Raw genomic sequence first — 26,601 nt, 5'->3', positions numbered from 1 at the left:
TTGTCCTCAGCCTCAGCCGCCGCCGAGGAACAGCGACATCCGTTCCTCATAGGCCGATAGGAAGTAGAGCATCATGCTCGTCAGGGCGATCGCCATCAGCGCGAAGCCGGCAAGGAGCTGCGCCGGCATGGCGATGAAAAAGACTTGCAGCGTCGGCATGAGCCGCGCCAGCAGTCCCAGCGCTGTCGCGAACACGATTCCGTAGACCAGGAACGGCGCCGTCATCGCCATGGCAACGGCGAAGCTGTCGGCGACGATGCGCGCAGCATGATCCGCGACGTCGCTCATCGGCGGAATCTGGCCGGGCGGAAAGATGGCGTAGGTCCCGACCAGGCCCTTCAGTGTCATGTGGTCGAGGCCGGTCGCGAAAATCAGCACGATGGTCAAGGCCAGCAGGAAGTTGCCTGTGACCGCAGCCTGCTGCTGAGTCGTCGGATCGGCGACCAGGGCGCTGGCGATGCCGATCTGCAAGGAGATGATGCTGCCCGCGGTCTGCACGCCCAGGAGGATGAGGCGCGCGATCATCCCGAAGAAGAGGCCGATCCCGATCTCCATCACGAGCAACCCGGCGAACTCGCCCATGCCGGCCGGCAAGAGCGGCAAACGATCGGAAATCATCGGCATCAAGGCAAGGCTGACCGTCAGCGCGAACACCAGGCGGATGCGGGGAGACACATAGGCCTCACCGAAGCCGGGCAACAGCATGATCGCACTGCCGAGCCGCGCGAACACCAGGAAGAACTGGAAAAGATTGCTGGTGACCAGCTGCTCCAGGTTCATCCAGCCGCCTGCTGCATGATCCGCTCGGTGAAGTCGATGAGCGTGTGGAGCATGAAGGGCGCTAGCAGGAGCATCGAGATGAACACTACGATGATCTTCGGCACGAAGGTCAGCGTGACCTCCTGGATCTGCGTGAGCGCCTGGAACAGCGAGATGGTGAGGCCGATCAGCAATGCGATCAGCATCAGCGGCGCGCCGAGCTTGAGCGCGACGATCACCGCGTCGCGGCCGACCTCGAGGAGAACTGCCTCATCCATGTAACTCTAAGCGCCTCAGATCGGCATACGGAGGATTTCTTGATAGGCGGCGATCACGCGATCGCGAACCGCGGTGACGGTCTGCACCGTCAGCTCCGCCGCCGTTACCGCATTCACCACCTGCTGAAGGTCGCTCTTGCCTTCGACCGCCTGCAGTGACGCCTTCTCGGCGCCGCGGGTGGTGTCGATCGCGTTCTGGGCGAGCTGCTGCAGCACCTCGGAAAATCCAGGCCCCGCCTGCTCGCGCGATTCGATGCCCGGTACCCCCATCCGCTTGAGAGCGGCGTTGTAGGCGGCAACCGCACTGCCGGCACCTGCGACGACTCCGTTGGCCATATCCTAAGCCTCTCCTAGCGGATCAGATCGATGGTTCGCTGAAGCATCGTGCGCGCGACTTCGATTGCGCGCAGATTGGCCTCGTAGGAGCGCTGCGCCTCGCGCATGTCGCTCATCTCGATGAGGCTGTTGACGTTGGGCAACTTGACATAGCCCTTCGCGTCGGCTGCGGGATTGCCGGGATCGTATTTCATGCGGAAGTCGCTGGTATCGACGCCAACCTTGCTGACCTGTACGGTTGCCATCCCGAGCTCCCGGTCGAGCGCGTTCTTGAAGCTGATGGTCTTGCGGCGATAAGGATCACCGCCGGGAACTTCCGAGACCGAGTTCGCGTTGGCGATGTTTTCCGCCACCACGCGCAGGCGCTGGCCTTGCACCCGCATGCCGGCGGCGGAGATCATCAAGCTTTCCATCAAATCCATCTGTCACCTCCTGGCGACGCGCTCAAAATGCCTGCTGCGCTTACACGCCGCGGCCCAGCGCCATCTTCAGCATTTCGACATGCTTGCGATAAAGATTGGTCATGAGCTGGTAGGAATGCTGGGCATCCGCCAGCTTCGTCATCTGCTCTTCCAGAACCACGGAATTGCCGACCGGTGCCGTCTCATATTGTTTCTTGGTCTTCTGATCGTCGATCGAGGCGGCACGAGTGGTCGTGCCGCTCATGTGCATGGAGTCCGTGCGCGCCTGCACGACAGGCGTGACTTCGTTCAGATGATCGACGAATTTCAACGCCTTCATATCGTGCGGGACGTAGTCCGGCGTGTCGGCGTTGGCGATGTTCTGCGCCAAGACGCCCTGGCGCGCGCCGAGCCAGCCCATACGCTCGCTCATGCGCTGAAACAGCTTCAGCTGGAATACATCCATCTGCCCGACGCTTTCATCCTGACGCTGCGGTCGATGCCGCCATAAGTCGGTGGTCCCGACGCTTTGGGAGGCATCCTGAGCGCAACTCATTAACACCGGCTTAATTTGCTAAAATGCCACGCAAATTCGCGCCGAATGTCGCAGGCATCCCCGCTTAATCCTTCATTAAGCATGATCGTCCAGAGTTTCCCTGGATTTTCTGCGAAGCGGAGCATTCCGGTATGGCCGAGCGCAAGGACGAAATCGGCGCCAAGCACACGAGATGGTCCCGTCCGGATTCAACCACCGCGGGCCAGAAGAAGCCGATTGCCGTCGCGCTGGACGCCAAAGGCCGGGACGGTTCGCCGCGCCCCAAGACGCCGCGCGTGGTCGCGACGGGCCGCGGGCCGGTCGCCGAGCAGATCCTCGCCATCGCCTTTCAGAAGGGCGTGCCGGTGCGCGAGGATTCGGACTTGGCGCAGATCTTGGCGGCGGTGGAGCTCGATGCCGAGATTCCGATCGATGCGCTAGCCGCGGTGGCGGAGATCCTTTCCTACGTCTATCGCGCCAATCGGACGTGGAGCGGAGAGCAGAGTGCTGAGCCGACCGAGGAGTTCGGAGCTGAATCATGACGACAGCGAATGCAAGCGACAAGACGCATAGCGCATCCGCGCTGGGGCGCAGCATCATCGATCTGCATCGTGAGATCGTGACCGCGGTTGATGCCGCCAATGACGGACAACTGATCGACCTCGACGTGGTCGCCCTGCGCATCACCGTGCTGTGCGACGCTTTGAGCGGCGCAGGCAAGGATGCGGCAGGCACCTGGGTCGGCGAGCTGCGCGATCTCAGCAAGGCGCTCGCGGTGCTCGAGACCATTCTGCGCAAGCAGAATGTCCATATTCAGCTCAACATCGAGCATCTGCGCAAACACATCCTGCCCGACGGATAGGCCGACAGAACAACTTCAATGGATTTCGATCTTTATCTCAGGTTTGCCCTGGCACTCATCCTGGTTCTGGGGCTCATCGCCCTGCTCGCCTGGCTGCTGCGCCGCTTCGGGATGGGCGTGAAAATGACCAAGGGCAACCGGCGCCTCGGCATCGTCGAGGTGCAGATGCTCGGCCCCCGGCATCGCCTGATGCTGATCCGCCGGGACGAGGTCGAGCATCTGGTGGTCGTCGGCCCAAACAGCGAGGCCGTGATCGAAAGCGGAATTAGATCCGGAGCGAGCTTCGCCAGCACCCTCGCCACCGAGGAGACGAAGCGATGACGCTCCGCCGCCTCTTTCCGGTTCTATGCCTCGCACTCTTCTGCCTGCTCCCATTTGCCGCCTCGGCGCAAAGCTTCTCGATCAACCTCGGAGGCGACGACGTCGGTGGCGGCAGCAGCACCGGCCGCATCCTGCAGATCATCGCGCTGCTGACGGTACTATCGCTGGCGCCCGGCATCCTGATCATGGTGACCTCCTTCACCCGCGTGGTGGTGGTGCTCTCCCTGTTGCGCGCGGCGCTGGGCGGCCAGCAGACGCCGCCCAACATGGTCATCGTCAGCCTCGCCATGTTCCTGACCGCCTTCGTGATGGCGCCGACCTTCCAGCAGGCCTATGAGGAGGGCATCGCGCCGCTAATGGCGGAACAGATCACCGAGCAGGAGGCCTTCACCCGCTCGACGACGCCGTTCAAGCTGTTCATGCTCACTCAGGTGCGCGAGAAGGACCTCGGGCTCTTCATGGACCTCTCGAACGCAGAGCCGGCCGAAGGCCCGGAGGAAACCTCGCTGCAAGTGCTGATCCCCGCCTTCATGATCAGCGAATTGCGCCGCGCCTTCGAGATCGGATTCCTGCTGTTCGTGCCGTTCCTCATCATCGACATGGTGGTGGCCTCGGTCCTCATGTCCATGGGCATGATGATGCTGCCCCCGGTCATGATCGCCCTACCCTTCAAGCTGGTGTTCTTCGTGCTGGTCGACGGGTGGTACCTGGTGGCGGGGAGCCTGGTGCGGTCATTCGGCGGAGGTTAACGGAACGGATCACGACCCGCGCGGTTCTTGAGCGAGAGAGCCGGCGCAGAAGCGGGTTGCCAAGCGCCGCGCTGACGTCAGCAGATGCGGAGTTGCGCGATGGCTGACACCAGGGTCCGAGAGACTACCCGCCAGGACACCCAGATTGCCATCACCCGGGCCGTGGAGCTCGCGGCAGAGCCTATGCCTGCGCCAGAGCGCGCCGAGGATTTTGGCGCGCTGTTCGCCCGCTTCGGCGAGGCGCGCGTGGTGTTATTGGGTGAGGCCACCCACGGCACCTCCGAATTCTACCGGGCGCGGGCCGCGATCACGCGGCGGCTGATCCAGCATCACGGCTTCAATATCGTCGCGGTGGAAGCGGACTGGCCGGATGCTACTCGCATCGACCGCTACGTGCGACATCACGCTCCTCGTCCGGCGCGCGGTAGGTCCTTTGCGCGCTTCCCGAGCTGGATGTGGCGCAATATCGAAGTGATGGAATTCGCCGACTGGCTGCGCGCCTACAATGAGTCGCTTCCACCCGCGCGGCGCGCTTCATTCCATGGGCTTGATGTCTATAGCCTCGGCGCGTCGATCGAGGCCGTGCTCGAGTATCTGCAGCGCGTCGATCCCAGGGCCGCTAAGGTCGCGCAACAACGCTACGGCTGCCTGACCCCGTGGCAGCAGGAGCCGGCGGGCTATGGCCGCGCGGTGCTTCGAGGCACCAAGGACCCCTGTGAAAATGAGATCGTTGCACAGTTGAACGATCTGCTGGCCAATCGCCTCACCTATATGCGCGAGGACGGCGAGACGTTCTTCGACGCGGCCCAGAACGCGCGGATCATCCGCTCGGCCGAGCAATACTACCGCGTCATGTACCACGGCTCCCGCGAGTCTTGGAACCTGCGCGACCGGCATATGTTCGACACGCTGCAGGCGCTGCTCGAAAGCCGCGGGCCTGATTCCAAGGCGATCGTCTGGGCGCACAACTCCCATATCGGCAATGCCGCCGCGACCGCGATGGGCTGGCAGGGTGAGTTCAACATCGGTGAATTGTGCCACGTGGCTTACGGCGACGACGCCATCCTGATCGGATTCGGGACCGATCGCGGCACAGTCGCCGCCGCCCACGCGTGGGACGAACCGATGGAGGTGATGACCGTGCGGCCGGCACGGAACGACAGCTACGAATACGCCTTCCGGAAAACCGGGATCGCGCGGTGCCTGACATCCTGGCACGGGGCTGGCGGACGGGCGCTGAGCGACACGCTGCTTGACTCCATGCTGGAGCGGGCGATCGGCGTGATTTATCGTCCGGAGAGCGAACTGATGAGCCATTATTTCGAGGCCGTGCTCGCCGAGCAGTTCGATGCCTATGTCTGGTTCGAGGAAACGAAAGCGGTAGCCCCGCTGCCGGCTGAGCGGCCGCAAGGCGTGCCCGAAACCTATCCGTTCGGATTGTAACCATGGTTACTGCTACGGACGTTCGACCTGTCGAGATCGGAACCCTCGGGCTGCAGGCGCTGTTGGGTGTGCCGAACGATGCGAGCGGGCTGGTCATCTTCGCCCACGGCAGCGGCAGCGGTCGCTTGAGCCCGCGCAACAACCATGTCGCCGCCGCTTTGCGCAAAGCCGGCCTTGCCACCCTGCTGCTCGATCTGCTGACCCCGTCGGAGGAGCTCGATCGCGCCGACGTGTTCGATATCCCCCTGCTCGCCTCGCGCCTTAATCTCGCCACCGAATGGGCCTCGCAGCATCCCGATGCTAAGGCGCTGCGGGTCGGCTATTTCGGCGCCAGCACGGGCGCAGGTGCGGCCTTGGTTGGGGCCGCCAAAACGCCGGACCAGGTTCGTGCGGTGGTCTCCCGCGGCGGTCGCCCGGACCTGGCGGGTGACGCGCTGCCGCGGGTGCGCGCGCCCACGCTCCTGATTGTCGGCAGCCTTGATGAACCGGTGATCGGGCTCAATCGCCGAGCGCAGGCTCGGCTGACCTGCAAGACGGAACTGGCCATCGTGCCCGGCGCCAGCCACTTGTTCGAGGAGCCCGGCACATTGGATATCGTCGTGCAGCATGCGACGCGCTGGTTCCGCAACCACCTGGGCGGGACGGCGAAGGAGGGGTGATGTTCCTGAGGACGGACACCTTCCATGATCGGCGGGATGCCGGATCGCGGCTGGCAGCCGCGCTCGAACGGTTCAAAGACGACAAGCCCGTCATTCTGGCCCTGCCGCGCGGAGGCGTGCCGGTCGCCTTCGAGGTGGCCCGTGCCCTCGATGCCGAGTTGGACCTGCTGCTCGTGCGCAAGATCGGCGCGCCGGGCCACCAGGAGCTGGCGATCGGCGCGGTGGTTGACGGGAAGAATCCGCAGCTGGTCCTCAATCACGAGATCATCGCGCATGCAGCGCCGCCGCCCGGCTATATCGAGGCCGAACAGAAGCGGCAGCTCACCGAGATCGAGCGACGGCGACAGCTCTATCGCGGCGACGAGCCGCCGCCCGATCTCAAGGGACGGACGGTGATCGTCATCGATGATGGCATTGCGACCGGCGCGAGCATGAAGGCGGCGCTGCGGGGCGTACGGCAGAATGAGCCGCAGCGGCTCATCCTCGCCGTGCCCGTCGCGCCACCGGACACCCTCCAGGACCTCGCGAAGAAATGCGACGAGATCGTCTGCCTGTTCGCGCCGGAATGGTTCAACGCCGTCGGCAGCCACTATGTCGATTTCTCGCAGACCACCGACGAGGAGGTCGTGGCGCTGCTAGCGGAAGCGAAGGCGCAGCGCCGGAGCGACTAACGCGTCACTTCACCAGTCCTGCCAGTTTCGGGAGCCACAAGGTCAGCTCGGGGATGAGCGTCACCGCGAGCAGAGCGGCAAGCAGCGGGATGAGGAAAGGCAGGATCGCCATGGTCGTGCGCTCGACGGACAATTTGGCGACACGCGACAGCACGAACAGCACCATGCCCAGCGGCGGATGCAGCAGGCCGATCATCAGATTGAGCGTCATCATGACGCCGAAGTGAACGGGATCAATTCCGACCTGCAGAATGATCGGCATCAGAATCGGCACCAGGATGCTGATGACGGCGATCGGCTCCAGGAAACAGCCGACGACCAGCAGCAGAACGTTGATAAGCAGCAGAATAACGTATGGATTCTCGGTGATCGTGAGCAGCGCCGCTGCCGCCTGCTCGGCGACATGGGTGGTTGTCAGCACCCATCCGAACAGTGATGCCGCCGCCACGATCAGCAGGACCGCGGCGGTCGATTCGATAGTGTCCAGCGTCACCTTGTAGAACTGCTTCCAGGTCAGCGAGCGATAGAACACGATTCCGAGCAGGAGCGCCCACGCGCAGGCGGCAATCGCCGCTTCGGTGGGCGTGAACCAGCCGAAGGTCATGCCCCCGATGATGAGGGCGGGCGTGAGCAGTGCCGGCAAGGCCGCGACCAAGGTCATCCCGAGAACACGCCAGCGGAAGAGCTGGTCGCGCCCCATTCCGTACCGCCGGGCACAATAGGTCACGTAGAGCATGATGAAGGCCATCATCACCACGCCCGGCACGACACCACCCAGGAACAGCGCGCCGATCGAGACGTTGGCAACCATGCCGTAGATGACGAACGGCAAGGACGGCGGGAAGATCGGGCCGAGTGTCGCGGAGGCCGCTGTTACGCCGACGGCGAATTCCTTGGAATAGCCGTGATCCTTCATCGCCTTGATCTCGATGGTGCCGATCCCGGCGGCATCGGCGATCGCCGTGCCCGACATGCCGGCGAAGATAACGGAGCCGAGCACATTGACATGCGCCAGACCGCCGCGCATCCAGCCCGCGGCGGCCGCAGCGAAGTCGTAGATGCGGTTGGTGATGCCAGCCGAATTCATCAGGTTGCCGGCCAGGATAAAGAACGGGATCGCCAGCAAAGGGAAGCTGTCGAGCCCACCCGCCATGCGGTGCAGGATCACGAAATCCGGCAGCTTGGCAATGAAGTGGGTATAGAGCAGCGACGCGCCGGCCAGCGCTATGAATACCGGCACGCCGGCAAGCAGGACCACCACGAAGACGAAGATAAGGATAGGCATCGGGGGGCCGCTAGTCGATCTGCGTGTGGTCGGCGGTGCTCTCCGGCGCGCGCCACCCCGATCGCGCGCCGCGCCAGACACCCAGCAGCTGTCGGCCGAACATGAGGAAGCAGCCGAACCCGATGCCAGCATAGACGACGCTCATCGGCAGATCGAAGACCGTCATGCGCTGATTGTGCATGCGTTCGATGATCGTGACCGAGAAATAGGCAAGCAGGCCGAGAAAGGCGAGTTTGACGAGTTCGATGAAGATCTGGAGCCCGGTCCGCACCGGCCCGTGCGGTAGCACGTGCGACAAGAGCTCCACCGCGATGTGCGACTTGCGGCGCGTTACCACCGCTCCGCCGATGAAAGCGAGCCACATCAGCCCGTAGCGCGCGATCTCCTCCGTCCAGGCAAAGCTATCGTTCAGGATGTAGCGCGAGAAGAACTGCAGGAAGACAATGAAGGCGAGCGCCCAGAACAGACCGAAAGCGATCCAGTCCTCCAGATGATGCTCGATCCTGATCTCTTCTTCCTCGACTTGGATCAGGTGCTCATCGCGGTTGTTCTCGGTCCCTGCAGACATCACGCCATCCCGTCACTACTTCAGCGCCTGCAGCTCTTCATACTCTGCCTTGGTCCAGCCTGCACCGGATTCCGGATCATTGTGGTGCGGAATGGCCGCCTGTCGGAAGGCTTCGCGATCCGGTTCCACCACCGTCTTGCCCAGCTGCTTGAACTCGTCCGCAAGCCTTTGCTCCTGGGCGCGGATGGACTCGGTAGCCTTGGAGGCCGCCTCCTTCAAAACGTCCGCGAAGACCTGCTTGTCCTCGTCGGAGAGGTTCGACCAGACGTGACCGCCGACAATCGTCAGCAATGACTCGGTGATGTGGCCGGTCAGATTGATATGAGTCTGCACCTCGTAGAACTTTTTCGCCATGATGGTCGGGAGAGGATTTTCCTGGCCATCGACCGTGCCCTGCTGCAAGGCCAGATAGACCTCCGCAAAGGCGATCGGCGTTGCGTTGGCGCCCACGGACTTCGTGAACATCAGGAACAGCGGCGCGGGCGGCACGCGCAGCTTCATCCCCTTCATGTCTTCGGGCTTCATGATGGCTTTGTTGGCCGTCACGTGGCGCTGCCCGTAGTAGGTCAGCGCGAGGACCTCGTGGCCTGTCTTCTCCTCGTAACCCTTCTGTACCGTCTCGAACAGCGCGCTGTCCCGGTAGGCCTTCCAGTGATTGAAGTCGCGGAGGATATAGGGCGCGTTGGTGATGGAGATCGGCTTGTGGGTCGCACCGGCAAAAGCGACGCCGGTATAGATGATGTCCACCGTGCCGAGACCCAGGCCTTCATTGATCTGGTTCTCGTTCCCCAGCTGGGATGCCGGGAAGACCTGAATCTCGTAGCGCCCGCTCGTGCGCGTCTTGATCTCCTCCGCCGCCCACAGCGCTTCGGTGTGGTACGGCTCGCCGACCTCGTAGACGTGAGCCCATTTGAGGACAGTCTGCGCGCTGGCGGGTCCCGCCATCATGGCTGCGACAAAAGCTGTTAGGACGCCGAGGTAAGCACGGATCGCGATCGTCATTTATTCCTCCCGGGATGGGGCTTCTGCCCTACTTATTGGTCGTCATGTTATCATACAACTTATCAAGGTCGACCCCTAATTTGCGCTCGCGTGGAAGCGCCAAGAGTTTTTCCCGCAATATCAGTGAAAAGCAGAACTCCCCGCACGCCTAGTCATCATATGATGCTCCGGTTGACCTCCCGCACTGTCATCAGTGTATGGTGCGCGCCCGGCGGGCAGCCCCGTTTCGTGAAGACAGGTATCCGGCATGACCAAACGCAAAATCGCAATCATCGGCCTCGGCAAGATCTCGCAGGACCAGCATGTGCCGGTGATCGGCGCAAGCGATCACTTCGAGTTGGCGGCAATCGTGAGTACGCGAGGCCTTGGCCATGGCGACGTGCCGGTCTTCAAGACGCCAGCGGCCCTCTATCGCGCGAAGCCGGAGATCGGTGTGGTGGCAGTCAACACGCCGCCGGGCGTGCGTCATGCCCTTGCCCATGAGGCGCTCGCGGCGGGCAAGGATGTGCTCCTGGAGAAGCCGCCGGCGACGACTTTGTCGGAGCTGGTCGATCTCGAGGACTTCGCCAAGGCGAAGAGCCGCGTGCTGTTCGCGACTTGGCACTCCGTCTTCAATCCGGCCGTCGACGAAGCACGGGCACTGATCGCCAAGGCCGGCCTTCGTTCCCTGCGCATCGAGTGGCGCGAGGATGTGAAGAAATGGCACCCTGGCCAGGACTGGGTGTGGGAGCCGGGCGGCTTCGGCGTCTTTGATCCGGGCATCAACGCGCTCTCAATCCTGACGCACATCCTGCCCAACGTGCCGTTCGTGAAGAGTGCGGAACTTACCTATCCTTCCAACCGCCAGACACCCATTGGGGTGAAGCTCGTGATGTCGGATGCGAAGGGCACCGCCCTCACAGCCGACTTCGACTGGCGCGAAAAGGGCGATGAGAAGTGGCACATGACGATCGAGCTGGCTGACGGACGTTCCGCACGCCTGTTCAAGGGCGGCACTGCGCTCAGCGTCGATGGCAAGACCATCGTCGAAGCGCCGATGGAAGAATATCAGCGCATCTATCGCCGCTTCGCCGAGTTGCTTCAGACGCGTCGAAGCGACGTGAACCCCGCTCCGCTCCGCATCGTGGCAGATGCCATGCTCCTAGGACGGCGGCTCACAACGGATGACTTTCACTGGTAAGGCGAGGAGCCGGGTGGAGCTGATCAGCTGCCGCTGTGGTTCGCCTCTGCGCTGAGGCTCGCCTTCTTCAGGCGCTTGCGATAGTCGGTCACGAAAGCGTCGATGCGGTTGACCCCCGCCATCTCGGCGGACACCGATTCCAGCAATCCATTGTCTGCCGCCGTCAGCATGGCGAAGGCCTTGCCTTGCCCCGTCCCTTCCATGCGCTTGCCATACTGGTTGGCCAGCGCCTTCAGGCCGCGGCGATCCGAAGCCAGCGACAAGGCGACTACGCGGTTCAGCAGCAGAGGCGCAACCCGCTCGTTGAAGTGCTGCTCCTGCTTGGCTTTCAGTTCCGCTTCGGCTTCGGCGCTGCGCACGGAGGCGGCCGGATTCTTCGACGGGTCCATGGCGTCTTTCAGTGCGGCACGCTCATCCGCCATCACCTGCTCTTCGCCCGCGATCAGTTCGCCCAGCGCGTCCGCGGCGGCGGACCATTCGCGCGTGCGCCATTGCATATCGGCGCGCAGCCATTTGGCCTCCAGGCTGTCATCGCCCAACAGCATCTGAAGGCCGCCGAGCGTGTCGCCGGTGTCGAAGGTGGCGCGCGCTTCCAAGCGCTTGCGCTCCGCTGCCATATCCGGCGGCAGCACGTCATCGACCTTGCTGTCCTTCAAGGCTTTCAGCGCCAGCTCCGGCTTGTGGTCCAGCATGCGGATGGCCGCGAGGCGTGTGCCGGCATGCACCTTGTCGAGGCCGGTCAGGCGCTTCTGCACCAAGGTATCGAGCAGCTCCGCCGCGCGGCCCAGCAGGTCCACATTCACCAGACGATCCGCCAGGAGCGACATCATGCGGTCGCCGTCTGCGCCGGCCGGCGTGAGCTCGCGGAACTCGTCATAGAGCGCCACGGCGGTCAACGGCGAGAGCCGGTCCGCGCCATCCTCCAGATAGAGTTCGCGGAACGCCGCCGACATCTGCTCGCCGACCTCCTTAGCTTCCTGCTGTTTCGGGAAATTCGCCGCAGCCTGGCGCAACGCCACCAGGCCCTTGCGCGGCTGGTTCTCGCCCAGATAGAGCGTCCCCAGCTTGCGCAGCAGCTTGAACTCGAATTGGCCGCCCCGATTGACGAAGCGCAGTGCTTCGAGCGGCCGAATCGCTTCCGCCGGCGTCAGCTCGCCACCTTTCAGCCGCTCTTCCACCAGATCGAATTGCGAGCGCGCCTTGATGTCCTCGACCGACGAGTCAGCCAGGCGCGCCCACAACTGCAAAGCCTCGTCGCGATCTCCGGCCTTGAGCTTGATCTGGCCATCAAGATAGGCCAGCCGATCACGGGCTTTCCGATCCGGCTGATCCTGGCGGAGCGCGTCCGCGAAGCGCCGCGCGGCAATCGGATTGCCGGCATTATTCAGCGCCTCCCCGGCCGACAGATAAATCGTCTCGCGGATCGGCTTGGGGTAGTCGGCGACGTTGGGCAAGGGATCGGCGAGATGCCTGGCCGCCTCTTCCCATTTCTCTTCGCGCGCCGCCAGCAGGCCCTGGAACAAATTGGCTTCCGCGACGCCAGTGAGCGACTTGTCTGCCAGCGTGGCCCGCGCCTTTTCCAGCTGTCCATCGAGCGTTTGGATGGCACCCACCAGCAATGCCAGGCGGCGCTGGTCGAGCCGGCTGCGACCTTCGCGGCCGATCTGCGCCAAGGCGCTGTCGGCTTCCTCCACCAATCCGTGGGCGAAATAGAACTCGCCGAGCGCCATGCGCGCGACAGCCTCGTCCGCTTCGCTCGCGTCGGTGACGGCCTCCTGGAGTCCGCGTTGGTCGGCCCTGAACGTCGCTTCGCCGCCGCGGCGCCAAGTCGGCAGGTCGAACAGCCCCGGCACACTGGCGAGAATTGACTCCCCTTCCTTGGGCGCCTGCGGCTTTGCCGCAGCTTGAGGCTCCGCCTCCTGCTCACGGGAAGCCACCTGCGCTTCCTCGCCTTTGGCCGGCGTCTGCGCGATCGGCTCGAGCGCGACTTGCGGCTTGGTCGTGATGACGACGCCCTGCGGCAGTGAATCGACGGTGATGGAATCGCCTATGCTCGCGATCACCACACCTTGGTAGCTCGGTAAGAGTTGGAATTCCGGCCAGCTCACTTGCTCGCCAATCCCGAGGCCTGACGGGCGAACCGGCACGATATGGATATTGCCGCCGGCGGGATCGGTCACACTCGCTACGCGACCGGGGCCGTTGGTCTGCAGCAAGAAGCTGGATGCGCCGTCAGCGAGGCTTTCCCGCCGCTGCTCGATCGTCTGAGTCGGTGCGTGCTTCCCGCCGGGCGTGAGGTCGACGATCCAGGACTTGCCGGACGCGGTCATGCTGACGCCGAGCGGCGAGGTTTCCGCGATCCGGATGATGGTGACGTCAGGTATGTCGAGCTTGCTTGTCTTGCCAAGCCTCGCCACACGCGCATCCTCGAATAGGTTCTTGACGTCGTTCGACGGCATATCGAACGCAAGCCAGAGTGCGCCGTTGCGGCGGAAAGCGGCCGCGGCCACGGCCTGGGGCCAAGCGAACATGATCTTGGTGCCGTTCTCAGTCGGCGCGACCCTGATCTGGACATCGACCGGTGCGCGCGGCGGCAGCGTCGCCTGTTCGATCGCAGGCATCGGTGGCGGCGCCGGCTGCGTGGCTTCTGCCGCCTGGCTCGTTTGACCGGTCTGGGCTGCGGGCGCAGGCTCGGGCTGAGGCGCCGCCTCCGGCATCGCCGGCAAGGTCCGCAATGCGAACTGAGGCGACGGTTCCGCTTGCGGCGGCTCGGCCAAGGATGGTGGCGCTGGACTCTCTGCCAAGGGCTGTTGCCTTGGCGGCTGGGCAGCAGGCGCCTCGGCAACCGGCGGCACCGCGATCGCGCCGGGGCTCTTCGGCGTCTCGGGTGCAGGTTCCGGCGCCGCAGGGAGGCTCGGCACAGCTGCGGCTTGTTCCCCTTCGGATCCCGTCTCCGGCAGGCGTAAGGCCGGCGCGGCGCCCGCCTGCTTCACCGGCCGCATAATGTCGAGCACGACCGTGCGGCCCAGCCGGAAATCGCGCAGGCTGGCCCCGGACGCGAGAGTCAAATAGATGCGCGCGACGTTATCGTTGACCGCGGCAATCTGGGCCAGTTCCGTCGGCAGAGTCTTGCGCGCGCGCGCGAGGTCGATGTCTGCCGGAGCCGTGAACGCCACCTCGATACGATCGCCCTCGCGAATGACGCGGTAGCCGATCCGGCTCGGCCAGTCGATTGCCAGACGCACGAAGGTGCCGTGATCGCCGTGCCGAGCTATGATTTTCGGGGGCAAACCCGTACTGGTCGCCGCCGGCCCTGTCTTGCCGACACCAGGCTTTATGATTCCTGGCTCTTGCGCCGGCGGTGCTTCAGTCTTGGGGGCTTCTGCCTTGGGGGCTTCGGCCGTCGGCGCCTCGCTGGCCGCCGTGCCAGCGCCAGTCTGGAACCCTTCTGCGGATGACGCGTCCGTGGGCCGCAGATCGAGCACAAACTTACCCTCTTCGATCCACTGATAGAGCGTCACGGGTTGCGCGAGGTCCAGCTCAATCCTGCGTCCCTGCGCGGTCTTAGGTCCTTCAACGTAGGTGTTCAGGAAGCGCAGCGCGCCGGACAGGTCGACTGAGACCGGTTCGGAAAAAGTGATGATCAGCTTCTGGTCTTTGATCTCGGCGCTGGTCGCCAATCGCGCGGCGCGATCGAACACGAGCCGGCCGAATCGGTCATGGGTCCAGCCGCGCGCGGAGATCTCGGCCTCGGCAAAGGCGAACAGCGGCAGGCCCGCCAATGCTATGGCCGCGCCGACGCCCGCCAGAAGACGATGCCGAGGAGTTCGGCTCATACGCACCCGACATTGTGGCGGCGCCGATCCCATGGAGAATCGAGCGCCCTTGAGCGTAGATTACAATAAGGTCCAGCCGCTGTCCCAGCCCTGTCCGGAACGCTTAACAATCGGCCAGGAGTTGAGACCGGCGGCCCACGGCCGCCAGGGTGCACGTCAGTCGAAGCTCGCCAGCAGCGCGTCGATCTCGGCCTGCTTTCCGGCTTCGTCCGGCAATTGCGGACCGTTCAGCAGCATCTCATCGCCCGACTTCTGCTGCTCTTGCTTCGGATGAGCCTCGCGATACTTCTGGATCTCGTCGCCGAATGCCGCGACCAGCGCCTCGACCCGCTCCTCAATATGCTTCAGCGTTTTCACTACCTTGGTGATGCGTTGGCCGGTGATGTCCTGGAAATTGCAGCTCTCGTAGACCTGGGTCACCGCGTTCGTCACCTGCTCGGCGACTTCCTCCGGCATCTTGTCTGTCAGGCTCTCCAGCAACTCCATGGCTTGCAGGATGCCGTTGGTAGCCTCCTCGGTGGATCCCACGATCGCATCGAGTTCATCTGCGGCCTTCGGCAGATGCTCGGACGTGATGTCGTCTGGACGCAGGGCCGCGATCTCGCGCTTGGCCGCCAGGATGTATTTGGCCAGACCCTCGAGCTCCGCATAGACCTTCAGATTGACCTCGGAGAGATCGCCTTCCAGCGACTGCAGCATCTCGCCCACCACTTCTGCCACGTCCTGCCGGCTGGGAGAGCGGCTCTGTGCCTGCAGCTCGCTGAGGCGCGCATTCAATTCCGGCGGCATGCCGGGATCTTTGGATTTCGCGGTGCCCGCCATCGCTGCCACCGACATTTAGAAGTTGCCCAGAACGGAGGACAGCTTGGTCTTCAGGGTCGCCGCGTTGAACGGCTTCACGATGTAGTTGTTGACGCCCGCCTCCTTGGCCGCGACCACGTTCTCGGTCTTGCTTTCGGCGGTGATCATGATGAAGGGAAGGTTCTTCAGCTTGGAGTCGGCGCGCACTTCGCGCAACAGCTGGATGCCGGTCATCGGCTCCATGTTCCAATCGGAGATCACGAGCCCGTAGTCCTTGTCGCGCAGCTTCTGCAGCGCCATCGAGCCGTCGGTCGCCTCGTCGACATTGTTGAAGCCAAGCTGCTTCAACAGATTGCGGATGATCCGCAGCATCGTCTTGTAATCATCCACGATCAGGATGTTCATGTTCATGTCCACGGACATGGTACCATTTCCTTTGCTGTGCCCCCGACCCGTGATCCAGCGCGCCGAAGCATCTGATATTGCGTTTTGATGATTAGCGGACCAACGGTTAAGCGGCAGTTAAACAAGGATATTCCTATCCTCCGGCAGTATGCGAAGTACCCTTATTCCGGCACCGGCAGCTGCCGGCGCTGGGCCAGTTCAAAGGTAATCTCCTTGGCCCGGGTCGGCGTGACCAGGGCCAGGATCGGTGCAACCTTGCGTTCGTTCATGCGATCGACCACGTCGAGCAGGACGTCCATGTCCATTTCCTCGAACACCCGCGCGGCGGCCTTCGGCTTCATGTTTTCATACATCTTGACCAGGCTCTTGAGCTCGGCTTCCTCCTGCTCGCTGCGAGCCTTCAGCAAATCTTCGACCATGGCCTGGAGCGCCTTGAGCTCGGCCATCTTCTGCTCCATGCGCTGCTCGGCGGCCTGAATCAACGCTTCGCGCTCGTCGAGGTGGCGCGCCCTCAGATCCAGTTCTTCGCGCCGTTTGGCGAGCTGCTGCAGGACGTCCACTTCCTCATCGGTATACTCAAACGGGTCGTGAACCGGCTTCTCGTCATCTATCTTGACCGGCTTCCCCACGCTCGATTCTGTTGGAGCAGCTGGAGTCGTCGCCGCCTGTTGCGACGAGGCCTCTGAGGGAGTGGCATTCGCTGCGGCTGCAGGCTGCTCTGCCGGTGTCGGCTGAGCCTGCGCTTCCGGTTCAGCTTGCGCCAGCGACTGTCGGCCGACGGACACCTCGACGGCGTCCCAGACAGCGCCGATCTTGATGGTGACACTGCCGACCAAGGCGAACATCACGATGGGTAGCAGACGAATGCGCATGACCCGCCTCACCGCAATCCCGACAGAGCACTGAGGTTCGACACCCTGCCATCGTCCTCGTCTTCCGTGAACTCGATGGCAGCAGCATGAACTGCGACGACAGGCGTCGGTGCGACGCTCATCGGATTCTGCCGCGATTTCCCGATCGCCGTTTCCAGGCGGTTGGCCGCGTTTTCCGCGCGTTCGGCCAAGAGATTGAGGTCATCGCCGATGCGACCGAACTCGCTCGCCATGCCCTGCACGCGATCGACCCGCGCCTGCAGGTCCTTGCCGACCTGCTCCGCCGCCGACTTGAACTGGTGCAGATGGCTCGCCGCCTGGTCGGTCGACTTGGTGAGGTCGGCGATCAGTTTCTCGAATTCGCCGCGGCTCTCGCGGATCGCCGCGATCCGGCGACTGAAGCGCCGGATATAGATCACGGTCGCGATCAGCAGAACCGCCACGACGCCATCGGCAATCAAGGACCAAGACATCTGGTGACCTTCCCCAACTTGCCTAGAGCTTCATCAATCGGTCCTGGATCTGGACCGCGATATGTCCGCCGCGGCGACCCATATTGCCGCGGAACAGCTGCACGCCACCGCAGCGCAGCTCGACCGGGGAGTTCGGTGTGCATTCCAGCTCCAGCCGCGTCCCAGGCTGCCAGCTCAGCACATCGCCGAGCGACAGGCTGAACTCGTCCAGCACGGCATCGATCGATACTTCGGTCTGCCAAAGCTCGCCGGACAAATGCGTTTCCCAGATCGAATCGCGGCCGAACTTCTCGCCCATGAACATCTGCAGCAGCAGTTCGCGCACTGGCTCCAGCGTAGCGTAGGGCAGCAGCAACTCGAGCCGGCCGCCACGGTCTTCCATGTCGACGCGAAGGCGCGCCAGCACGGCGGCGTTGGCGGGTCGCGCGATGGCGGCGAAGCGCGGGTTGGTCTCCAGGCGCTCGAACCGGAAGGTGACCGGCGACAGGGGATCGAAGGTCGAGGTGAGGTCGTTCAGCACGACGCCGATCAGGCGCTCCACCAGGTTGCGCTCGATCGTGGTGTAGGGCCGGCCTTCGATACGCATCGCAGCGGTGCCGCGGCGCCCACCGAGCAGCACGTCGACAATCGAGTAGGTGAGCGAGCTGTCGACCATCAGAAGGCCGAAATTGTCCCACTCTTCCGCCTTGAATACGCCGAGCATGGCCGGCAGCGGGATCGAGTTCAGGTAGTCGCCGAAACGAATAGCGGTGATGCTGTCCAGCGAGACTTCGACGTTGTCCGACGTGAAGTTGCGCAGCGAGGTGGAGAGCATGCGCACCAGTCGGTCGAACACGATCTCCAGCATCGGGAGACGTTCGTAGGAGACCAGCGCGCTGTTGATGATCGCCTGGATACCCGACGGCTTCTCGTCATCGCCGCCGCCACCGGCGCCGAGGCCGAGCAGGCTATCGATTTCGTCCTGGTCGAGGACGCGGTTGGATTTCGGACCGCTGGAAAGCTGCGAATCGCTATCGGCCTCTTCGCTGGCGCCTGCCATCGCTTCCCATTCGGCAGCGGCGGCGCGCTCCTCCTCGCTCATCTCCTCATTGTCTTTGTCGTCGGGGATCATTGGCTTACGCTTTCCCTCGTCCGGTCACTGAATCTGCACGACCTTGAACAGAACGTCCCTCACCTTTGCCGGAGCAGCAGACTTCTGCGCCCGCAGCAGCAGTTCTTCGCGTAGGCGCTGAAGTCCGTCGGAACCTTGCAGATCCTCTACACGCACGCCCCGCAGATAGATCTGGAACTGATCGACCACGCGCGGCAGCACGTTCGGCAGCGTCTCGGTGTCTTCCGGCGAGCCCAACTCCAGCGCCAGCTTCAGCTTGAGATAGGAGTTGCGCTTGCTCACCGTGGAGAGATTCACCGTCATCTCCTCCAGGTCGTAGTAGACAGGCGGGTGGGCCGGCTCCTCCTCCGCGACCTCTTCGCCAGCCGGGTGGCCCTGGAAAAGCAGCAGCCACGCCGCAGCGCTTCCGCCACCGAACAGGAGCAGCGGCAGGATGATGAACAGCACTAGCTTCTTGCCGCTCATCCGCTTCCTTCGAACTGGTGGTGGCGCTGCCTCAGCTACCGCTTCTTCCGCCATTAATGCCCTCGATCCATACGCATGCGCCGAGGGCTGGAGCCGCCCTCGTCCCATGGCCGCAAGGTAGGTCCGGGATGGTTAAGAGCAGGTAAAATAAGAACATAGGCCAATGGATAGTGCAGCCGCCGACAGCCTTGGCAGGAACTGCCATCGACCCGGCAGCATCTGCCGGGAAGGCTGCCGCTCCGCCCCACCAGGCAGGCACAGCCGGCTGCGGAATCCCTAGCCAATCCGCGGACTTAGGTCCCTGGCACGCAAGTTGCTGGAACGGGTTCGCCGGCAGAAGACCGGCAAATGAACCCGTTATGGGACGCTGTCATGGAAACACCGATCTACATCGCGTTATCGCGACAAATGACCCTGCGCCATCAGATGGACGTGGTGGCGAACAACATCGCCAACGCCAACACCGCGGGGTTCAAGGCCGAGATGCTCCTGATGTCGGAGGTGGAGCTGCCATCCGACCCGACGACGGAGCTGTCTTACGTGCAGGACTTCGCCACGGCGCGCGACTTTTCTCCCGGAACCCTCCGGCCGACCGGCAACGATCTGGACCTTGCCATTCAGGGCAACGGTTTCTTCGCCGTTCAGACGCCCGAGGGCGTGCGCTATACACGGCTTGGCCGGTTCCAGCTCAACAGCGACGGAATCCTGGTGACCAGCCACGGCTATCCCGTGCTCGCCGGCGGCAGCTCCATCAGCCTCGATCCCGATGACGGCCCGATCAATGTTGCCGAGGATGGCAGCATCTCCACCGATCTCGCTCGCAACGGCCAGCTGCTGCAGGTCGTCGGCAAGCTCGATGTCGTCGACTTCGCCGACCGCAACGCCCTGACGCCGACCGAGGACACCTTGTTCGATGCGGGCACCCAGGCGCCGACCGCGGCGACCGGCAAGGTAGCGCAGCGAATGCTGGAGGATTCCAACGTCAATGCGATCGTCGAAATGACAAACATGATCGAAGTGACGCGGAACTATCAGGCCGTGCAGCGCTTCATGGACGCCGAGCACGAGCGTCAACGCCGCGCCATCAGCAGCATCACATCCAACACCTAAGGGAAGGAGACACGACCATGCGCTCCCTCACCACCGCCGCCACCGGCATGCTCGCCCAGCAGATGAATGTCGAGGTAATCTCGAACAACATCGCGAACGCCACCACCACTGGCTACAAGCGCCGCCGCGCCGAATTCGCCGACCTGCTCTATCAGGATATGCGCCGCGTCGGCACGCAGTCCTCCGACAGCGGCACCATCGTGCCCGCGGGCGTGCAGATCGGCGTCGGCGTCAAGCCGGTCGCGATCTATCGCGTGCACGAGCAGGGCAACCTGCAGCTGACCGATAATCCGCTGGACGTGGCGATCAAGGGCCGCGGCTTCTTCCAGGTCGAGCTGCCGGATGGCACTACTGCCTATACCCGCGACGGCTCGTTCAAACTGTCCGACGACGGCACGATCGTAACGGCGGACGGCTACACGGTGGACCCCGGCATCACGGTGCCCAACAACACCGTCTCCCTTACTATCAATGCCAGCGGCCAGGTCGAGGCGACCATCGCCGGGCAGACGGCGCCGCAACTGCTCGGCCAATTCCAGCTCGCGAACTTCGTCAATGAAGCGGGCCTTGACGCGATCGGCGACAATCTGTTGACGGAGACGGAGGCCTCCGGTTCGCCCATCACCGGCAATCCCGGCTCCACCGGCTTCGGCTCGTTGCAGCAGAACTTCCTCGAGACCTCCAACGTCAACATCGTGTCGGAGATCACCGACCTCATCACCGCCCAGCGCACCTATGAGATCAACTCCAAAGTGATCCAGGCGTCGGACGACATGATGGGGACGATGTCGCAGATCCGGTAAGGAGGGCTCGCCATGCTTTGTACCCGCCCGCTCGCGATCGCTTTGTTCGCCGGCCTCTGCCTCTGGCAACCGCTTCAAGCCGCGTGGGCCGAGGAGGTCTCGGCGGAATATTCCAACGCGCTCACCCTGCGCGAGCGCATCATGGTCGATGGCGACGTGGTGCGGCTCGGCGATCTGTTCCAGGAATCGCTCAGCGACGGCGACGTCGCGGTGGCACAGGCGCCGAAAGTCGGCCAGACGCTGAGCCTCGATGCACGCTTCCTGCAGCAGGTTGCGCGTGCCTACCGCCTCAATTGGAAACCGAGCTCGAAATACCAGAAGATCACGATCGGCCGCGTGAGCCAGCGTGTCACCGCGCCGATGGTGCGCGACGCCGTCGCGGTCGCGGTCCAGGAGCGGATCGGCTCTTCCAGCGACCTCGATATCGTGCTGGACGGCGGCGATCTTGAGCTCGACCTGCCGACCGACGTCGAGAACTCCGTCGCCGTCAGCGCGATCAATTTCGATCCCAATTCCAACCGCTTCGCGGCGATCCTGGTGGCACCGGCGGATGGCCCGCCGATCATCCAGCGCAACGTGTTCGGAACGGTTTATGAGATGGCGCAGATCCCGGTGCCGAAGCGCTTGATCAGTGCCGGCGAGACGATCGTGGCTGAGGATCTGGAATGGCAGGCAGTGCATCTGACACGCCTCAGCGGCAACAGCCTGACCGATGCTGAGCAGCTGATCGGCCGCATGGCCAAGCGGCCGCTGAAAGCGGGCCAGATCCTGCGCCAGAGCGACGTCGCGGTTTCGCCGGTCATTCGCAAGAACGATCTGATCCGCCTAGTCGTGAAGACCGGCCAGATGACCTTGAGCGTGCAGGGCAAGGCGATGCAGGACGCGGCGCTCGGGCAGAGCATCCGCGTCATCAACGTCAACAGCAATCGCCAATTGTCCGGCACGGTGATCGATGCCGGCACCGTCGCCATCGGCTTCAATGTCGCGGCGATCAATTAGGGAGTTCCCCCATGATCAGGAAACATCTGCAGCTTGTCGTCACCATCGGCCTGTCGCTCACGGTCATCGGCTGCGGCAACACGCTGGAGCGCATCTCGCGCGTGGGCGACCGGCCGCCCCTGTCGCCGATCGAGAACCCAAATGCGTCGGAGCTTTACCAGCCGGTCAGCCTGCCGATGCCCGACCCCGTGAGCGACGTGCGCCAGCCGGCCTCCCTGTGGCGCCAAGGCTCCCGCGCCTTCTTCAAGGATCAGCGCGCCGGTCGCGTCGGCGACATCTTGACGGTCGTGATTGAGATCGATGACGAGGCGGAGCTCGACAACTCCACCTCACGCGCCCGCACCGCCGGCGAGAGCGCCGGCCTCGACAACTTGCTGGGATATGAGAGCCGCATCAACAATATCTTCGACGGCGATGCCCTCCCGACCAATCTCGTGAATGCCGACAGCGACAGCTCCAGCACCGGCACCGGATCGACCCAGCGTGAGGAAGAGATCGATTTGCGCATGGCTGCGATCATCACGCAGGTGCTGCCGAACGGTAACTTCGTCATCCAGGGCAGCCAGCAGGTGCGCGTGAACTACGAGCTGCGCGACCTGCAGGTGAAGGGCATCATCCGGCCTGAGGACATCACGTCCCTGAACGAGGTGCCGTACGACAAGATCGCCGAAGCGCGCATCAGCTACGGCGGCGCTGGCACGATCAGCGACGTGCAGCAGCCGCGCTACGGCCAGCAGGTCTTCGATATCCTGTTCCCCTTCTAAAAAAGCGCGCCCAACACAGACGCCAAGCCGCGTCACCAGTTCCTGACGGCAACTGAAACCCCGCTGCGCAAGCAGCGGGGTATTTTTTGCATGCCGCGATGCGTCTCACTGCTTTCTCCGTCATGGTCGGACCATGACGATAGAAAGAAGTGCACGGCCATCGTAATCTGCACCGCATGGACCTCGTCGGCACTGCCCTGCGCAATCCGATCAACCGCGCGATCCTGCAGCGTTTACCGCTACTCGGCGTCCCGCAAGCGTGGCTGGTGGCGGGGTGCGTCTATCAGGCGGTGTGGAACGAGCGCGCCGGTCGGTCACCGCAGAGCGACATCAAGGACTACGACATCTTCTATTTCGACGATGCGGGCCTGTCGTGGGAGGCGGAGGACGCGGTGATCCAGCGTGGGCGTACCCTGTTCGCGGACCTCGATGCACTGGTCGAGATCCGGAACCAGGCGCGGGTACACCTGTGGTATCCGCAGCGCTTCGGCGCCCCCTATCCCGCGCTCACCAGTGCCGAGGACGGCATCGGCCGGTTCCTGGCGCGCTGCACCTGCGTCGGCCTTTCGCCGCGGGGCGACGGCAGCCTGAAGCTCTATGCGCCGTATGGGCTGGACGAGTTGGAGCAAGGAATCGTACGGCCGAACGTCAAAGCGCCCAGCCTTCTCCGCTTTCGCGAGAAAGCGGAGAGCTATCGGGCGCGCTGGCCGTTTCTTAGAATCGAAGACGATTGACGAGGATCAATCGTCGCGGTGGGTGCGCTCCATGCGTTCGTGCCGCTCCTGCGCTTCCAGCGACAGCGTGGCGATCGGCCTGGCCTCCAACCGCTTCAGGCTGATCGGCTCGCCGGTCTCCTCGCAGAAGCCGTACGTCCCCTCCTCGATCCGGCGCAAGGCTTCGTCGATCTTGCTGATCAGCTTGCGCTCGCGATCACGCGTGCGCAGTTCCAGCGCGCGATCGGTTTCAAGGGTGGCCCGATCGGTCACGTCGGGCTCGGAGAGGCTTTCTTCCTGCAGGTGGTTAAGCGTTTCTCCCGATTCCCTCAACAGCTCCTGTTTCCACGCCAGCAGTTTCTGGCGGAAATACTCTTGCTGCATTGGGTTCATGAAATCTTCTTTGTCATGCGGGCGGTAGTCAGGCGACAGCAACGGTTTCATACGTGTCTCAGAGCTGTTCTTTTCCAATACTCGCGTCATGCCGTCTCCCTTCGGTCACAGCCCGTCGCGAGATTGCCGGGGAGTATAGGAATTTGCCTTCCCGCCGCAAGTGCGGAATTCAGCCTTCATGCGGTTGTAATCATTAGACAAATCGAAAGGCATAGGCCGCCCTACCCGGTCAGCTTGGCAAGTTCCACGGCCGCCCTCAGCTCGATTTCATCGAGAATCGCGATCAACCTAGGATCGTCTACCTGCTCTCGTCGTGCGCGGACAAGCTGCGCCAGCTGCTCCAGCCGTGCTCGCGGGATAGACCCCAAAAGCAGGCCAAGGCGGATTTGTTCCAGGTCATCAAGCATGGCGTCGCCGCGCTGAATGGCCCGCTGGCGCGCCCGGCGCTCGGTCGAATCGGGAGCGCCCTGAAGGGCCAGGACAGCAGAGACGCCGGACAGGCCGACGGAGCCGCCGACAGCGCCATTGCCGCCTGCGGCAGCGCTCTCCTCATGCAACGCGGCTGCAAAGCCGCTGCTGCTGGTGGGTTGTGCGGTGCCGACTCGGCGGGTCGCTGTTGGTCGAATTTGTGTTGGGTCGATCTTCATTTATGCGCGGCGAATCTTCCGGGATTCAGAGCGCCCGTACTCACTGGGCCAACAATGGCGCGGTATCGCTAATAAGGAATTAACGTGGCCGTTCGGGGATTGCCGCCCTGGGAAATTCCTGCCGGACGGCGATCGTCGTTCGTTCGTGCATATGATTTAGAATCAATGCCTTGCAAGGGCGGTTTTCTCTGGCACGAGAGTTGCGTCAGGTCACGCAAAGAATTGCCATAAGACGTGCCGAAGGAAGATCATGTTACAGCATTCGATCACGCGACTCTTGCGGATGTGTGGGCGCCTGGCGTTGGTCGCCGCGGTGGCCTGGACCGGGATGATCGCACCGGCTGCGGCCACGTCGCGCATCAAGGACATCGCCGATTTCGAGGGCGTTCGGGAGAACCAGCTGGTCGGCTACGGCATCGTGGTCGGCCTCAACGGAACCGGCGACGACCTGGAATCCGCGATCTTCACCCGTGAAAGCCTGATCGGCATGTTGGAGCGGTTAGGCGTCAACGCGCGCGACGACGACCTGGAGACGGACAACGTCGCGGCGGTGATGGTGACGGCCAGCCTCCCCCCCTTCGCGCGCCAAGGTTCAGAGATCGACGTGACCATCTCCGCACTGGGCGATGCCAGCAGCCTCCAGGGCGGCACCCTGCTTGTGACGCCGATGGTGGGCGCCGATGGCGAGGTCTATGCCGTCGCCCAGGGCCAGGTGACGATCGGCGGCTTCTCGGCAGCGGGCGCGGCCGAATCGGTGCTGCGCGGCGTGCCGACCAGCGGCCGCATCGCCCGCGGTGCGATCGTCGAACGCGAAGTGCCGTTCGATCTGGCATCCCTCCAAACGGTCAATATCGCGCTTCGCAACCCCGACTTCACCACCGCCCAGCGCATCGCCGATGCTGTCAACGCCCAGATCGGCCGCGATGTCGCCTACCCGAGGGATTCCGGCACCGTGATGCTGAACGTGTCGGCCGGCGGCGGGGACCCGGCGGCCCTGCTGACCAAGATCGAATCGCTGCCGATCAATCCCGACCTGCCGGCGCGCGTGGTGATCGACGAGACCACCGGCGTCATCGTGATGGGCGAGAACGTGCGAATCAGCAAGATCGCGGTGGCTCAGGGCAATCTCACGATCCGCGTCACGGAGACGCCGCAGGTATCACAGCCCAATCCGTTCTCCAACACCGGCGTCACGGTGGTCGTCCCGCGCACCAACGTGGAGGTGCAGGAAGACGCCGACCGCAAGCTGGCGGTGCTGGATCCCGGCGTGACTCTGGAGGAGCTGGTCACCGGCCTCAATTCGCTCGGCGTTAGCCCACGGGACATGATCTCCATCCTGCAGACCATCAAGACCGCAGGCGCTCTGCAAGCCGACCTCATGGTGCAGTGATGACTGTTACGGCCGCCACCTCCGTCCCCGCCACCGCGTTCGACCGCTCCGGTATGCTGCGCCAGAATGCAGCGCCGCCCATCGATGCCAGGGATCAGGCCAAGATCATGGAGACGGCGCAGGATTTCGAGGCCTTCTTCGTCACGCATGCCTTCGAGGACATGTTTGCTGACCTCTCCAGTGATCCCCTGTTCGGTGGTGGAGAGGCCGAGGGCATCTTCCGGTCCTTCCTGCTGCAGGAGTATGGCAAGCAGGTCGCAAAGGCCGGTGGAATCGGCGTTTCCGACATGGTGCAAAAGCAGCTGCTGCAACTTCAGGAAGTTCCAAGATGAACAAATCCTCCCGCATGGCCGATCTGCTGGCGATCACCTCGCGGCTGATCGCCTGCATGGAGCGCGAGGTTGAGCTCTTGCGCGCCATGAAGCCACAGGAGCTGCGGCAGCTTCAGCAAGACAAGTCCACCCTGTCGGACGCCTATCGTGCTTTCGTACTGGCCCTGAAGGAGCCGGACGTCGCGGCCGACGCCGTGACGGATGTCTTGAAGAACGAACTCATGGAGGCGACCGAGCGTTTCCACGCCACGCTGCAGGACAATCTGCGCGCGCTGCGCGCCATGCGTGACGTCAACGAGCGCGTCATGCGCGCGGTCGTGCAAGCATTGGAGGAACCCCGCCTGCAGGTGACTGGCTATAATCAGCGCGGCGCGCTGCGGCGAGGGCGCCGCCAGCCGGCAATCGGTCCGGCAGCGGTTCAGCAGCGCGCATGAAAAA

Annotated in this window: 33 protein-coding genes; 16 read left to right on the top strand and 17 right to left on the bottom strand. The window is 63.5% G+C overall.

Features of this window, described 5'->3' with window-relative positions:
- Positions 1–12 precede the first annotated feature (12 nt).
- Genes DTX69_RS12935 through DTX69_RS12915 form a run of 5 tightly spaced genes read right to left on the bottom strand, consistent with a single transcriptional unit; the run spans position 13 to position 2,240 of the window.
- Complete coding sequence (locus DTX69_RS12935) at positions 13–780, bottom strand: flagellar biosynthetic protein FliR (RefSeq protein ID WP_119301958.1); 768 nt, start codon at positions 778–780, stop codon at positions 13–15.
- Entirely contained in the window at positions 777–1,037 is a 261-nt protein-coding gene (gene fliQ / locus DTX69_RS12930) for a flagellar biosynthesis protein FliQ (protein WP_119301957.1), read from the bottom strand. The genes DTX69_RS12935 and fliQ overlap by 4 nt, the downstream gene beginning before the upstream one ends.
- Before the next feature lie 15 nt (positions 1,038–1,052).
- Positions 1,053–1,373: a flagellar hook-basal body complex protein FliE gene (locus DTX69_RS12925; protein ID WP_284735734.1), complete on the bottom strand. Its 321-nt coding sequence runs from the start codon at positions 1,371–1,373 to the stop codon at positions 1,053–1,055.
- Positions 1,374–1,387: 14 nt separating this feature from the next.
- Positions 1,388–1,795, bottom strand: a complete 408-nt coding sequence (flgC, locus tag DTX69_RS12920; RefSeq protein ID WP_119301956.1) for a flagellar basal body rod protein FlgC — start codon at positions 1,793–1,795, stop codon at positions 1,388–1,390.
- A 40-nt stretch (positions 1,796–1,835) separates the two neighbouring features.
- The gene (locus DTX69_RS12915) at positions 1,836–2,240 is read right to left on the bottom strand and encodes a flagellar basal body rod protein FlgB (protein WP_119301955.1); all 405 of its coding nucleotides are present in this window, start codon (positions 2,238–2,240) and stop codon (positions 1,836–1,838) included.
- A gap of 221 nt (positions 2,241–2,461) precedes the next feature.
- On the opposite strand from DTX69_RS12915, the gene DTX69_RS12910 reads away from it, so the two are divergent.
- From DTX69_RS12910 to DTX69_RS12880, 7 genes are all read left to right on the top strand, one after another.
- On the top strand, positions 2,462–2,851 hold the full coding sequence (locus DTX69_RS12910; RefSeq protein WP_119301954.1) for an EscU/YscU/HrcU family type III secretion system export apparatus switch protein: 390 nt from the start codon (positions 2,462–2,464) through the stop codon (positions 2,849–2,851).
- Complete coding sequence (locus tag DTX69_RS12905; protein WP_119301953.1) at positions 2,848–3,171, top strand: hypothetical protein; 324 nt, start codon at positions 2,848–2,850, stop codon at positions 3,169–3,171. The genes DTX69_RS12910 and DTX69_RS12905 overlap by 4 nt, the downstream gene beginning before the upstream one ends.
- Before the next feature lie 18 nt (positions 3,172–3,189).
- Entirely contained in the window at positions 3,190–3,492 is a 303-nt protein-coding gene (locus DTX69_RS12900) for a FliO/MopB family protein (protein WP_119301952.1), read from the top strand.
- Positions 3,489–4,241: a flagellar type III secretion system pore protein FliP gene (gene fliP, locus DTX69_RS12895; RefSeq protein ID WP_119301951.1), complete on the top strand. Its 753-nt coding sequence runs from the start codon at positions 3,489–3,491 to the stop codon at positions 4,239–4,241. Before DTX69_RS12900 ends, fliP begins: the two co-directional genes overlap by 4 nt.
- Positions 4,242–4,340: 99 nt before the next feature.
- Positions 4,341–5,684 (top strand): erythromycin esterase family protein, encoded by a 1,344-nt coding sequence (locus DTX69_RS12890; RefSeq protein ID WP_119301950.1) that lies wholly within the window; start codon positions 4,341–4,343, stop codon positions 5,682–5,684.
- A gap of 2 nt (positions 5,685–5,686) precedes the next feature.
- Positions 5,687–6,343: a dienelactone hydrolase family protein gene (locus DTX69_RS12885; RefSeq protein WP_119301949.1), complete on the top strand. Its 657-nt coding sequence runs from the start codon at positions 5,687–5,689 to the stop codon at positions 6,341–6,343.
- Positions 6,343–7,014 carry a phosphoribosyltransferase gene (locus tag DTX69_RS12880; RefSeq protein WP_119302078.1) on the top strand — a complete coding sequence of 224 codons (672 nt, stop codon included), beginning with the start codon at positions 6,343–6,345 and terminating at the stop codon, positions 7,012–7,014. The genes DTX69_RS12885 and DTX69_RS12880 overlap by 1 nt, the downstream gene beginning before the upstream one ends.
- A gap of 4 nt (positions 7,015–7,018) precedes the next feature.
- On the opposite strand, the gene DTX69_RS12875 is transcribed toward DTX69_RS12880, so the two are convergent.
- The 3 genes from DTX69_RS12875 to DTX69_RS12865 are packed head-to-tail and all read right to left on the bottom strand — an operon-like array spanning position 7,019 to position 9,869.
- On the bottom strand, positions 7,019–8,299 hold the full coding sequence (locus tag DTX69_RS12875; protein ID WP_119301948.1) for a TRAP transporter large permease: 1,281 nt from the start codon (positions 8,297–8,299) through the stop codon (positions 7,019–7,021).
- 10 nt (positions 8,300–8,309) lie between these two features.
- Positions 8,310–8,867 carry a TRAP transporter small permease gene (locus DTX69_RS12870; protein ID WP_119301947.1) on the bottom strand — a complete coding sequence of 186 codons (558 nt, stop codon included), beginning with the start codon at positions 8,865–8,867 and terminating at the stop codon, positions 8,310–8,312.
- Between the two features lie 15 nt (positions 8,868–8,882).
- Positions 8,883–9,869 carry a sialic acid TRAP transporter substrate-binding protein SiaP gene (locus DTX69_RS12865; RefSeq protein WP_119301946.1) on the bottom strand — a complete coding sequence of 329 codons (987 nt, stop codon included), beginning with the start codon at positions 9,867–9,869 and terminating at the stop codon, positions 8,883–8,885.
- A gap of 247 nt (positions 9,870–10,116) precedes the next feature.
- Between DTX69_RS12865 and DTX69_RS12860 the strand changes: the two genes are divergently transcribed.
- Positions 10,117–11,049 carry a Gfo/Idh/MocA family protein gene (locus DTX69_RS12860; protein WP_119301945.1) on the top strand — a complete coding sequence of 311 codons (933 nt, stop codon included), beginning with the start codon at positions 10,117–10,119 and terminating at the stop codon, positions 11,047–11,049.
- A gap of 23 nt (positions 11,050–11,072) precedes the next feature.
- Here DTX69_RS12860 and DTX69_RS12855 read toward each other — a convergent pair whose 3' ends face one another.
- The 7 genes from DTX69_RS12855 to DTX69_RS12825 form a co-directional block, all read right to left on the bottom strand.
- A complete protein-coding gene (locus DTX69_RS12855) occupies positions 11,073–14,885 on the bottom strand; it encodes a hypothetical protein (RefSeq protein WP_162917122.1) in 3,813 nt (1,270 codons plus the stop codon).
- 156 nt (positions 14,886–15,041) lie between these two features.
- The gene (locus tag DTX69_RS12850; protein ID WP_284735733.1) at positions 15,042–15,722 is read right to left on the bottom strand and encodes a protein phosphatase CheZ; all 681 of its coding nucleotides are present in this window, start codon (positions 15,720–15,722) and stop codon (positions 15,042–15,044) included.
- Positions 15,723–16,109, bottom strand: a complete 387-nt coding sequence (locus DTX69_RS12845) for a response regulator (protein ID WP_119282185.1) — start codon at positions 16,107–16,109, stop codon at positions 15,723–15,725.
- 143 nt (positions 16,110–16,252) lie between these two features.
- A complete protein-coding gene (locus DTX69_RS12840; protein ID WP_284735755.1) occupies positions 16,253–16,936 on the bottom strand; it encodes a MotE family protein in 684 nt (227 codons plus the stop codon).
- A gap of 35 nt (positions 16,937–16,971) precedes the next feature.
- Entirely contained in the window at positions 16,972–17,436 is a 465-nt protein-coding gene (locus DTX69_RS12835; protein WP_119301942.1) for a DUF6468 domain-containing protein, read from the bottom strand.
- A 22-nt stretch (positions 17,437–17,458) separates the two neighbouring features.
- Entirely contained in the window at positions 17,459–18,547 is a 1,089-nt protein-coding gene (fliM, locus tag DTX69_RS12830) for a flagellar motor switch protein FliM (protein WP_284735732.1), read from the bottom strand.
- Between the two features lie 24 nt (positions 18,548–18,571).
- The gene (locus DTX69_RS12825; RefSeq protein ID WP_284735731.1) at positions 18,572–19,012 is read right to left on the bottom strand and encodes a flagellar basal body-associated FliL family protein; all 441 of its coding nucleotides are present in this window, start codon (positions 19,010–19,012) and stop codon (positions 18,572–18,574) included.
- A 372-nt stretch (positions 19,013–19,384) separates the two neighbouring features.
- Between DTX69_RS12825 and flgF the strand changes: the two genes are divergently transcribed.
- The 5 genes from flgF (at position 19,385) to DTX69_RS12800 (ending at position 23,422) form a co-directional block, all read left to right on the top strand.
- Positions 19,385–20,122 carry a flagellar basal-body rod protein FlgF gene (gene flgF / locus DTX69_RS12820; RefSeq protein WP_162917120.1) on the top strand — a complete coding sequence of 246 codons (738 nt, stop codon included), beginning with the start codon at positions 19,385–19,387 and terminating at the stop codon, positions 20,120–20,122.
- A 17-nt stretch (positions 20,123–20,139) separates the two neighbouring features.
- A complete protein-coding gene (gene flgG / locus DTX69_RS12815) occupies positions 20,140–20,925 on the top strand; it encodes a flagellar basal-body rod protein FlgG (RefSeq protein ID WP_119301939.1) in 786 nt (261 codons plus the stop codon).
- A gap of 12 nt (positions 20,926–20,937) precedes the next feature.
- Positions 20,938–21,924, top strand: a complete 987-nt coding sequence (flgA, locus tag DTX69_RS12810; protein WP_119301938.1) for a flagellar basal body P-ring formation chaperone FlgA — start codon at positions 20,938–20,940, stop codon at positions 21,922–21,924.
- 11 nt (positions 21,925–21,935) lie between these two features.
- Positions 21,936–22,688, top strand: coding sequence for a flagellar basal body L-ring protein FlgH (gene flgH, locus DTX69_RS12805; RefSeq protein WP_119301937.1), 753 nt, complete (start codon positions 21,936–21,938; stop codon positions 22,686–22,688).
- Positions 22,689–22,837: 149 nt separating this feature from the next.
- Positions 22,838–23,422: a nucleotidyltransferase family protein gene (locus DTX69_RS12800; RefSeq protein ID WP_284735730.1), complete on the top strand. Its 585-nt coding sequence runs from the start codon at positions 22,838–22,840 to the stop codon at positions 23,420–23,422.
- Between the two features lie 6 nt (positions 23,423–23,428).
- Here the strand turns inward: DTX69_RS12800 and dksA are convergent, their stop codons facing one another.
- A complete protein-coding gene (gene dksA, locus DTX69_RS12795; RefSeq protein ID WP_119301935.1) occupies positions 23,429–23,845 on the bottom strand; it encodes an RNA polymerase-binding protein DksA in 417 nt (138 codons plus the stop codon).
- A 170-nt stretch (positions 23,846–24,015) separates the two neighbouring features.
- Entirely contained in the window at positions 24,016–24,441 is a 426-nt protein-coding gene (locus tag DTX69_RS12790; RefSeq protein WP_119301934.1) for a flagellar assembly protein FliX, read from the bottom strand.
- A 250-nt stretch (positions 24,442–24,691) separates the two neighbouring features.
- On the opposite strand from DTX69_RS12790, the gene DTX69_RS12785 reads away from it, so the two are divergent.
- From DTX69_RS12785 to DTX69_RS12775, 3 genes are read left to right on the top strand one after another with little or no spacing between them, the layout of a single operon-like run.
- Positions 24,692–25,831, top strand: a complete 1,140-nt coding sequence (locus DTX69_RS12785) for a flagellar basal body P-ring protein FlgI (RefSeq protein ID WP_119301933.1) — start codon at positions 24,692–24,694, stop codon at positions 25,829–25,831.
- The gene (locus DTX69_RS12780) at positions 25,831–26,163 is read left to right on the top strand and encodes a rod-binding protein (protein ID WP_119301932.1); all 333 of its coding nucleotides are present in this window, start codon (positions 25,831–25,833) and stop codon (positions 26,161–26,163) included. Before DTX69_RS12785 ends, DTX69_RS12780 begins: the two co-directional genes overlap by 1 nt.
- Positions 26,160–26,597, top strand: coding sequence for a hypothetical protein (locus tag DTX69_RS12775; protein ID WP_119301931.1), 438 nt, complete (start codon positions 26,160–26,162; stop codon positions 26,595–26,597). The genes DTX69_RS12780 and DTX69_RS12775 overlap by 4 nt, the downstream gene beginning before the upstream one ends.
- Positions 26,598–26,601: the final 4 nt, after the last annotated feature.

The organism is Dongia deserti (genome assembly GCF_003574735.1).
GTDB lineage: Bacteria > Pseudomonadota > Alphaproteobacteria > Dongiales > Dongiaceae > Dongia_A > Dongia_A deserti.
This window is presented reverse-complemented; position numbering and strand designations above follow the sequence as displayed.